The organism is Ornithinimicrobium jinqii (assembly GCF_045032595.1).
Taxonomy (GTDB): domain Bacteria; phylum Actinomycetota; class Actinomycetes; order Actinomycetales; family Dermatophilaceae; genus Ornithinicoccus.
Window position 1 is genome coordinate 1 of record NZ_JBJFZS010000047.1, and the last position, 8,914, is coordinate 8,914.

Sequence of the window (8,914 nt, forward strand, 5' to 3'; positions counted from 1 at the left end):
GCAGGCACGATGGACCATGCGGTGGAAGCCCGCGCTCAACGCTTTCGCCGTCACCTTCGCCGACCGCATGCCGGCCGCGGAGAACCTCTGAGATGAACACCAGAACCACCGTTCATCGGACAGACCCCCAGCCAACCCTGCTGCTGCCCCTTTCCCTGGTTGTCCTGCTCCGCACGCAAGCACACGGGCGGTAAGAGTCCCGTGGAGTGGTGGGGTTTGGGGAGTGGGTGTGGCTCTGTGACGTAGAGGGGTCATCGGCGAGATGCTCGGTGTGTACCGCCAAGTACTCACCAGAGGAGATCTCACCGATGACCCTTTCCCAGTCTGCCGTGTCCGACCTGCTGGACGCACTTCGCGCCGGCGACGGCGTCGATCTGGTGCGCGAGTCCGTGCGCATGGTCCTGCAGGAGCTGATCGAGACCGAGGCCGCGCAGGTGATCGGCGCCGCCCGGTACGAGCGCACTCCGGACCGGACCACGGAGCGCAACGGCACCCGCCCGAAGCTGTTGACGACCAAGGGTGGCGACGTCACGGTGGCCCTGCCCAAGCTGCGTCAGGGCAGCTTCTTCCCGTCCATCCTGGAGCCGCGCCGGCGGATCGACCAGGCGCTGTACGCGGTGGTGATGGAGGCCTACGTCCACGGCGTGTCCACCCGCTCGGTCGATGACCTGGTGGTCGCCCTGGGCGGGACCGGAATCTCCAAGTCCGAGGTCTCGAGGATCTGCGCCGGGCTGGACGAGACGGTCGGCGCGTTCCGCACCCGCCGCCTGGACCACGCCCGCTTCCCCTACGTGTACCTGGACGCGACCTACCTGCACGTGCGCACCGAGGCCGCGATGGTGGTGTCCAAGGCCGTCGTCATCGCCACCGGTGTCACCGAGCACGGCCGCCGCGAGATCCTTGGGCTGGACGTCGGCGACAGCGAGGACGAGGTCTTCTGGCGCGCGTTCCTGACCGGCCTGCGCAAGCGCGGCCTCGGTGGTGTGCAGCTGGTCATCTCCGACCAGCACGCCGGCCTGGTCGCCGCCCTCACCCGGGTGTTCCAGGGCTCGTCCCACCAGCGGTGCCGGGTCCACTTCATCCGCAACGTCCTCGCGCATGTGCCCAAGGCCGAGACCGAGATGGTCGCCGCGGTCTTCCGCACCATCTTCGCCCAGCCCGACCTGGCCTCCATGGCCAAGCAGTGGGACAAGGTCCGCGACGACCTCGCGAACCGGTACCCCAAGACCGGCCCGCTCATGGACGGCGCGAAGTCCGAGGTCCTCGCGTTCGCGGTCTTCCCCCGCGAGCACTGGCGCAAGATCTGGTCCACCAACCCCCTCGAGCGGCTGAACAAGGAGATCAAACGACGCTCCCGCGTCGTGGGCATCTTCCCCAACGAGGCCGCCGTCATCCGCCTCATCGGAGCCGTCCTCGCAGACATCCACGACGAATGGCAGGTCGACGACCGCCGCTACCTCTCCGAAGCCTCCATGGCCAAGCTCTACCCGACCAGCGATACTGGGACCGTCGCCCTCGAAAAGAGCGACCGGTAGGCAACGAGCATCACCTCAAAGCCCACCACTCCGCGGGGCTCTGTCCACGGGCGTCTTCTGAGGCCAGGTGATGATGCTCCGATCCGGTGACATACCTCTGCTCCTCCCCGCTCTGCGACGTCCTGCCTTGGCCGTTCGCGCTACTCCCTGCCTACCCCTTGTCGGGGTGCGCCGTATAGGGCCGGAGGTCCCGACATCACCACACCGTCGGATGGGAACTCGAAGTACAGCAGCATGGTCATGGGTGTGGCCTTCGTGTCAGGTCTGTCCAGTCTCGGGCAGGACGAGCGGGCCCGTCCACCGCGTGCGTGTCCGCCGTCCCATGGCCGGCCGCGGCGGGTCAACCCGGCCGGCGTGAGGGTGGACGCCAAGCATCGCATCGGTTGACGCAGCTACGCAGATGGACTCGCGTTCCGTGGGGCCCGCTCTGTTGCTTCTCGTGTCCACACGCTGCCCCGTTCCTCTCGATGGAGGCCGTCGACGGGCACATAATGGCGCTCATGAGCCGCGATTTGGGCCGATGAGCAGATGATCAGCGACGACGGCGCCCAAGAGCGGCCCGATCTCGATGGCCTGGTCATCCGTGCTCGCAAGGAGCTGCGGGGTTGGACGGACCAGGCGGACATTGATCCGGGCGTGGCCTTGGTGGAGCTGCTCGCACTGGTCGGTGACCTGCTCGCCAGTCACACCCAGCGCCTCGAGGGTGAGGGCTGCCTGGGCAGCGCACGCCGTGATGCGTCGGTGGGTCGGCGACTCGAGCTCGAGCTCGAGGTCGAGGTCGAGGTCGACGGAGCGTCGTGGCAGCAGGTGGCGGACCTCGCCGGCTCTGCCCCAGAAGACCATCACTATCTCGTCAGGCGACGCGAAGACGGTGCCAGCGTCATCGAGTTCGGAGACGGCGTGCATGGTCGGCGACCACCATCTGGCAGCCCGATCCGCGTGCGTCGCAGGTACGCCGGAACGTACTCGTCGGTTGTCGTGCAACAGGGTCGGGTGGTTCTTGACACCGATGAGAACGAGGAGCTACCGCGCGCCTCGTGCGGTCTCTACCGGGCAACCGTGCTCGACAACGCGGACCCGCTCGCGCGACAGCGCTTGCTCGTTCGGATTCCTGAGGTCAGCGGTCACCCGGTGTGGGCAGCGGCGTGCCTACCGGTTCCGGGCACCACAGAGCTCCCCGCCATCGGCGTCGGGGTCTGGATCGCTCTCGAATTGGGCGATCCATCTCGACCGATCTGGCTCGGTCAACGCGCCGTGGAATAGACCTGTGCGCGCCAAATGAGTACGTGATTCTGAGGGCGCTGAGTGGCGTGGCCGTCAGGGCAGGTCGGGATCCGTGGTGGTCCTGCAGATGGTGGTCGCTACGTCCTCGCGGATTGGATCGTTCGGCGTCAGGACGCCTGCCTGCTGATCCGCTTTTCCAACGCTTCCTCGGGAAGCGTGACGAGCGCCTCGAGCTGCACGTCGGAGGAGCCGGAGATCTCCTGGTCAGCCCCGTCGAGCGCCCGAGCGGCCAGTCCCGCCTTGCTGTCGATGAGCTCGGCGATCCTCGTGTCGAGGGTCTGCGCGGCGATGATCCGCCACGCCGTGACCGGCTCCTCCTGCCCGATCGGTGGACGCGGCCGATGGCCTGGGTCTGCTCGGCATCGGTTCCTAGATGAGGCACCGGCCCCTTTTCGCGGGCACTCTAGCGAAGCAAGGGGTTCCAAACTCAGGCGTTCGTCTTGAGTTTCAGGCTGCGGTTCCCAGGCGTGCTTGGGCGGTGTAGGCGTGGACGTGGTGATCAACGACGCGAAGGGCGTCACGGAGGTCTCGTGGCGCGGGCGGCTGGTTGGCGGCAATCAGCGGTCGTAGGAGTCGGTCATGGACCTTGGTGTAGAAGATGGCTACGCGTTGGCCGTCGGCGGTCAGGTCGTAGGTGTTCGTCCCGGGTCGCCGTTCGATGAGTCCGTTCAGGCGTAGCCGGGCGAGGTCGTAGCTGGCTTGGTTGACGGTGTAGGCGGCGCCGAGCAGATGGCTCACCTGGGCACGCAGGCTCCGGTTGGTGAATCCGAGGGCGTTCAGACCCGACACACAGGGCGCAGAGCAGGGCCATGACCCGACGATCTCCGAACCGTAGCGCGGGCGACCTCCTGCCATCCTGGTCGAGGGTGGACTGCGCGACCCGCTCGAAGGCTGGGCTCGCAAGGACACAGCCCTGCCCGACGCGTTCAGTATCGAGCAGGCGGCGATTGATGTCACGGGCCTTGGCCTGCAGCTCGTCAAGGTGCTGCAGACGTCGTTTGCAGATGACGTCGCCGGGATGGTTGATGACGGTCTCGATCCGCAGCGCCCGGCCGTCCTTGAGGTACTGCTTGACCCGGGAGTGCTTGTAGTCCGCATTGACGGTCACCCCGACGGTGTCACGGGTAGCGATGCGGGTCTTGTAGGTCGGCTCGACCTTGGGTGGACGTCCCCACCGGCGGGGTGGCCGGCGAAGATCACCTCGACACGATCGGGACGGCCGATGTCGAGGTTGTCGACCACGAGGGCTTCGAAGAATGCCCGGGCGTGGCGCGGGGCGTCGAAGACGATGGTGCGGGAGGTCTCGATCTGTCGCATCGACAGCTCCCACCAGTAGCCGGCGTCATGGTCCGCCTCGCTCAACGGCAGCGGTAACCTGCTCATCCAGCGCTCGAAGAACACGGTGATGGTCCCTGGTCCGAGCCGGTCACAGATCGCCTGCAACCCGGCCGGGTCGGTGCGGGTGGCGAACCCGTTGGACAGTGCGGTGAACCCGATGCCGGACCGGGTCGCCTGCCGTTTGGCCCACTCGTGACCGTTGAGCCACCTTGACCGGGTAGGGGAAGTAGGCGCACACCTTGATGAACGCGGGTCCGAAGTCCTCGTCCCAGAGGTAGGAGTAGAAGCAGGTGACCCGTCGGTCGGCCTTGGTGAAGGAGAACCACACCTGTCGGCCGGTGTCGCCGCGGTCCTCACGCTGGTTGGCCGCGAAGACGTTCTGATACTCCTGAGCCACCGCCATCGCCGCGACGCCCGAGCGCCGCTCTTGGCCTGCCGGGCCAGGTGCGGGCGCATCACGTCCTGCTTGCGATCCCCCTTGCCGAACTTCACGATCGGCACGTCGTTGTCCTCGGCGAACGACCTGACACCCCGGCGGAAGGCGGTGCCGATCTTCTCCCTGATCGCCGGGGACGGGATCTCGTTTCCCAGGTGCTTGGTCATGAAGGACACCACCTGGCCGCCGACCTAATGGTTCGGCACGTACCCGTTGAGGTAGAGCCGGTCCAAGCACTCCACGTCGAGCTGGACGTGACCCTCCAGCAGATCGTTCACCGTCAACGTGTCCATACCCCAGCATGGGCCGCGCTCACCCTGGCAGGCCAGCCCCCGGCTCGGCGGTCAGAGGCGAAGCCTCACTGGGTGAAACTCGTCGAGGTCTAGACCTGCGTCACCGTGGGTGCAACGATGGAGCATGAACTACCAGAGGATCTTGTGCCGCACGATAGGGCACAGGTACCGGCACAAGCACATCGATGGAGTCGAGGTGCTCCGCTGCAGACGGTGCGACCACATCGCCCCGCTCCCGGACAACTCCATCGCGGGAAAGATGATCGGTTAGGCAACAGGCCTTCGGCACCTAGGGTCGGCCGTCCTTAGTCCGGTCAGGAGTCCACCGCGCGGAGTCAACCTCACGGCCGCTTGACGGTAAAGATGGTAGCTGGTCGAACTCTGGCTGACCCTCCTACTCCGCTCCCTCGGCGACGCGACGTCGCCGTCGGATGCCCGTTCTGTGATCTGTCGTCACGGGTCGGCGCGACCCCGCCCGGCCGGAGTTCTTCAGCCGGTCAAGCATCAGGTTAGGTCAGGAGAAACAGGCCAGGTGGTTCACCGCTAAGGTGCGCTCGAGACCGTCGACAGTGATGTGCCGGGTCGCTCAGTACCCCCCCCCCCCCCCCCCCGACGTTGTTGACCAGGACGTCCAGACGCGGGTATGCCGCGAGCACCTCCTCCGAGAGGCGGCGGACCTCGAGCTGCGCGGACACGTCGCCCACGAAGACGTCCACCTGTCCGCCGGAGCCACGGAGCTGCCGGGCAGCGGCCGGCCACCGCGCGCGTCGCGTCCGACGATGCCGACGTGGGCCCCGAGGGTGGCGAGACCGGCAACCGTGGCTAGCCCGATCCCACCGGCCCCGCCGGTGACCAGCACGGTCCTGCCGGTCATGGTGCTCACGTCAGCGCACGATCCTGAAGTTGAACGCAGCGGTGCCGAGGGCGCCCATGAGTCGCAGCCACATCGGGAGCAGCATCTCGGTGCCCCGGGCGGTACTGATGTCGCCGAGGTCGATGACGTCGGTGTGCCCGAAGCTCTCGAGCAGCTCGGTGACCGTGGCCTTGGCCGCCGGGTCGTCCCCGGAGACGAAGACCGACGACTCGGCGCCGAGCGCGGCGGGGTCGACCATGAGGTCGGCGTTCAGGGTGTTGAGGGTCTTGACCACCCGGGTCTGGGGGAAGGCTCGCTGGATCTGCTCACCGAGGGAGTCGGTGTCCTTGACGAAGAGGGTGGGAGGGAACCCCTGCGAGAAGTCGAGAGGGTTCGAGGTGTCGATGAGCACCTTGTCGGCGAGGTGGTCGGCGCCGGCCTGCTCCAGGGCAGACAGGGCTCCCGACCCGTTCGTCGCGTTGACGACCAGCTCGGCGCCGGCCGCTGCCTCGCCGAGCGGGGCGAGCGCGACGTCGGGGTGAGCCGCCGCCCACGTCTGGAACGGTGGGTTGCCCATGCCGTCAGGCTCGGTCCGGGCGAGGGTGGCCCGCGGGTCGCGGGTGCCGATGGTGACGTCGTGGCCCAGGCCGGACAGTCGCGCGGCCAGCGCGCGGCCGACCATGCCGGTACCGAGGACGGCGATCTTCATGAGAGCTCCTGTTGGTGATTCGTAGTGGTAGACAGGCTTGTCTACGTCGGGTTGCCATCAAGCTAACAGACGGGTCTGTCTTGTGGCAAGGTATGCTTGGCCGACGCCGAGCAGAGGAGCGCCGATGTCCCCCGCCCCTGTCGCCGCGGCTCGTCCGAGCGCGGCGCGTGAGCGCATCCTGGACCAGGCGATCGCCCTGTTCTACGCCCGCGGCATCAGAGGGGTCGGGGTCAACCTGATCATCGCCGAGTCCGGGGTGGCCAAGGCCACGTTCTACAAGCACTTCCCGTCCAAGGACGACCTCGTGGTCGCGTACCTCGACAAGGTCGACGACGTGTGGACCGGCCAGCTCAGGGAGGCCGCCGAGGCTGCGGGGCCCGACCCCGCTGACCAGCTCGTCGGCATGTTCGACGCGCTCTCCAACGCCTGTCGTCGAGAAGGCTTCCGCGGCTGTGCGTTCATCAACACAGCGGCCGAGTCGCAGCCCACCACCCCTGTGCACGCCCGCACGGTCGCGCACAAGACAGCCGTTCTCGCATGGGTGCGCGGTCTGGCGGAGCAGGCGGGCGCGCGCAACCCTGGTGCGCTCGCCCGGTCGTTGACCATGCTGCTCGACGGGGGCCTGGCCAGCGGTGCCCTCGACGCAGACCCCGAGGCACCCGCCGTGGCAAAGGCCACGGCCCGAGCCGTCGTCGAGGCGGCACGCACCTGAGCCGGGCCCAACGGGTCGAGGCGCTCGGCTTGCCCTCGGGTGGCGGTAGACGTCGAGAGGTTCGACCTACAGCGGTCGACTATCTCCCGACCAGGACTCCCCTCGTACGAGACTCTCGGCTTGCTAGGCAAGCTGGGGGCACTCCGAAAACGTCTTGGCCCACAGGGAGAAGCGCTCAAGGCCCTGACTCACACGCGTAGAGCGGCTACGTGTTTCATTGACGGCAGGATCGGGCCCGGCCAGGCTCGGTCTCAGGTGACCGGGGCGGTCGTTCTCTTTGCGGCTGCCCACGCTCTTGGCGTGAGGCTCACAATTGGCGTGCGTCGTCCCGGTCACCGCCAGGGCTGCGAGAGGCTCAAGAGGGGTATGCCCAGCCGTACGTAGCGGTGCCCTCCCAGCTCGACACCACCGTTGTTGTCGTGAGCAAGGGAGCAGAGCATGGACGACGAGCAAGCGTCGCGGGTCGTGATCGGGATGGACCCGCACAAGCGCAGCGTCACGATCGAGGTCATGACCGCCGACGAGGCGATCGTCGGCGGCGGGCGGTTCGGCACCGACGCCGACGGGTACGGCCGGCTGCTGGCCTACGCCCGCCGATGGCCCGAGCGGGTGTGGGCGGTCGAGGGCTGCGCCGGCATCGGCAAGCACGTGGCCGACCGGCTCGTCACCGACGGCGAGGAGGTCGTGGACGTGCCGGCGAAGATGTCGGCGCGGGTGCGCATCTTCACCACCGGACAGGGACGTAAGACCGACGCCACCGACGCGCACTCCATCGCGCTGGTCGGGGTGCGCATGTCCGGCCTGCGTCCGGTCGTGGGCGATGAGCAGCTGGAGGTGCTGCGCATGTGCGTGGACCGGCGCCGCTCCCTGGGTGAGGAGCACGTCCGCAAGGTCTGCCAGCTGCACAAGCTCTTGCTCGAGCTCATCCCCGGCGGGGCCAAGACGTTCCTGTCCGCGGCCCAGGCCAAGGAACTGCTCAAGAAGGTCCGCCCCACCACGGCCGCGGGCAAGGTCCGCAAGGCCCACGCGGTCGAGCTGGCCGCGGACCTGACCACGATCTACGCGCGCACCAAGGCCGCCGACAAGGAGCTCAAGGACCTCGTCGCCGAGACCGGCTCCTCGCTGATGGACCTGCACGGCATCGGACCCTCCGGCGCCGCGCGGCTGCTGGTCGAGGTCGCGGACATCACCCGCTTCCCTGACCGCAACCACTTCGCGTCCTGGACCGGCACCGCCCCGATCGACGCCTCCTCAGGTGAGCACGTCCGCCACCGCCTCTCCCGCGGTGGGAACCGGCAGATCAACCGGGTGCTGCACATCATGGCCATCGTCCAGCTCCGCACCAGAACCACCGAGGGCCGGGTCTACTACGACCGGAAGAAAGCCGCCGGGAAGACGTCGATGGAAGCGCTGCGCTGCCTCAAACAGCGCCTGTCCGACCTGGTGTACAAGGCGATGCTCGACGACCTCGCCGGACACACGACGGGCCCGGGAGGGCACCTGGGTGACGACTCTGACTCCAGCGCGACCGGCTCACAACCCGCTGCCGGCTCTTCGGACAAGCCTCTTCCCGGACCCGCCACCACCAAGCCTAGAACCACCCTCCCAGCGGCGTCTTGACATAGAGGGGACTGTCCGCCAAACGGTGTTTCTGGTCTGACACGCCGGCACAGCTGGCGGGGAAGGTCATGAGATGACCGAGAAGATCTCGAGCATGAGCTCGATGCCGAAGGAAGTGAAGAAGTTGGTCTCGC

7 protein-coding genes and 2 pseudogenes are annotated in these 8,914 nt (G+C 67.6%); 4 read left to right on the forward strand and 5 right to left on the reverse strand.

The window, feature by feature from the left end; all coding sequences use genetic code 11:
- Positions 1-308 precede the first annotated feature (308 nt).
- On the forward strand, positions 309-1,535 hold the full coding sequence (locus ACI3ET_RS15945; RefSeq protein WP_405034061.1) for an IS256 family transposase: 1,227 nt from the start codon (positions 309-311) through the stop codon (positions 1,533-1,535).
- 528 nt (positions 1,536-2,063) lie between these two features.
- Positions 2,064-2,798: a phage baseplate assembly protein V gene (locus tag ACI3ET_RS15950; protein WP_405034062.1), complete on the forward strand. Its 735-nt coding sequence runs from the start codon at positions 2,064-2,066 to the stop codon at positions 2,796-2,798.
- 128 nt (positions 2,799-2,926) lie between these two features.
- Here the strand turns inward: ACI3ET_RS15950 and ACI3ET_RS15955 are convergent.
- The 5 genes and pseudogenes from ACI3ET_RS15955 to ACI3ET_RS15975 all read right to left on the reverse strand — a co-directional run.
- Positions 2,927-3,186, reverse strand: a pseudogene (locus ACI3ET_RS15955) (ATP-dependent helicase); the annotation flags it as partial.
- Between the two features lie 80 nt (positions 3,187-3,266).
- Positions 3,267-3,557 (reverse strand): hypothetical protein, encoded by a 291-nt coding sequence (locus ACI3ET_RS15960; RefSeq protein WP_405034063.1) that lies wholly within the window; start codon positions 3,555-3,557, stop codon positions 3,267-3,269.
- Positions 3,558-3,923: 366 nt separating this feature from the next.
- Positions 3,924-4,760 carry a hypothetical protein gene (locus tag ACI3ET_RS15965; protein ID WP_405034064.1) on the reverse strand — a complete coding sequence of 279 codons (837 nt, stop codon included), beginning with the start codon at positions 4,758-4,760 and terminating at the stop codon, positions 3,924-3,926.
- A 635-nt stretch (positions 4,761-5,395) separates the two neighbouring features.
- A pseudogene (locus tag ACI3ET_RS15970) lies at positions 5,396-5,632 on the reverse strand (SDR family NAD(P)-dependent oxidoreductase); the annotation flags it as partial.
- A gap of 138 nt (positions 5,633-5,770) precedes the next feature.
- A complete protein-coding gene (locus ACI3ET_RS15975; protein WP_405034065.1) occupies positions 5,771-6,448 on the reverse strand; it encodes an NADPH-dependent F420 reductase in 678 nt (225 codons plus the stop codon).
- A 124-nt stretch (positions 6,449-6,572) separates the two neighbouring features.
- Here ACI3ET_RS15975 and ACI3ET_RS15980 point away from each other — a divergent pair, with 124 nt between their 5' ends.
- Complete coding sequence (locus ACI3ET_RS15980; RefSeq protein WP_405034066.1) at positions 6,573-7,160, forward strand: TetR/AcrR family transcriptional regulator; 588 nt, start codon at positions 6,573-6,575, stop codon at positions 7,158-7,160.
- A 438-nt stretch (positions 7,161-7,598) separates the two neighbouring features.
- The gene (locus ACI3ET_RS15985; RefSeq protein ID WP_405034067.1) at positions 7,599-8,780 is read left to right on the forward strand and encodes an IS110 family RNA-guided transposase; all 1,182 of its coding nucleotides are present in this window, start codon (positions 7,599-7,601) and stop codon (positions 8,778-8,780) included.
- The last annotated feature ends 134 nt before the right edge of the window (positions 8,781-8,914 follow it).

Bases quoted from the DNA above. Each gene is read 5' to 3' on its own strand.
- ACI3ET_RS15945 (WP_405034061.1), top strand. From the start codon at position 309: ATGACCCTTTCCCAGTCTGCCGTGTCCGACCTGCTGGACGCACTTCGC.
- ACI3ET_RS15950 (WP_405034062.1), top strand. From the start codon at position 2,064: ATGATCAGCGACGACGGCGCCCAAGAGCGGCCCGATCTCGATGGCCTG.
- ACI3ET_RS15965 (WP_405034064.1), bottom strand. From the start codon at position 4,760: ATGACCAAGCACCTGGGAAACGAGATCCCGTCCCCGGCGATCAGGGAG.
- ACI3ET_RS15975 (WP_405034065.1), bottom strand. From the start codon at position 6,448: ATGAAGATCGCCGTCCTCGGTACCGGCATGGTCGGCCGCGCGCTGGCC.
- ACI3ET_RS15980 (WP_405034066.1), top strand. From the start codon at position 6,573: ATGTCCCCCGCCCCTGTCGCCGCGGCTCGTCCGAGCGCGGCGCGTGAG.
- ACI3ET_RS15985 (WP_405034067.1), top strand. From the start codon at position 7,599: ATGGACGACGAGCAAGCGTCGCGGGTCGTGATCGGGATGGACCCGCAC.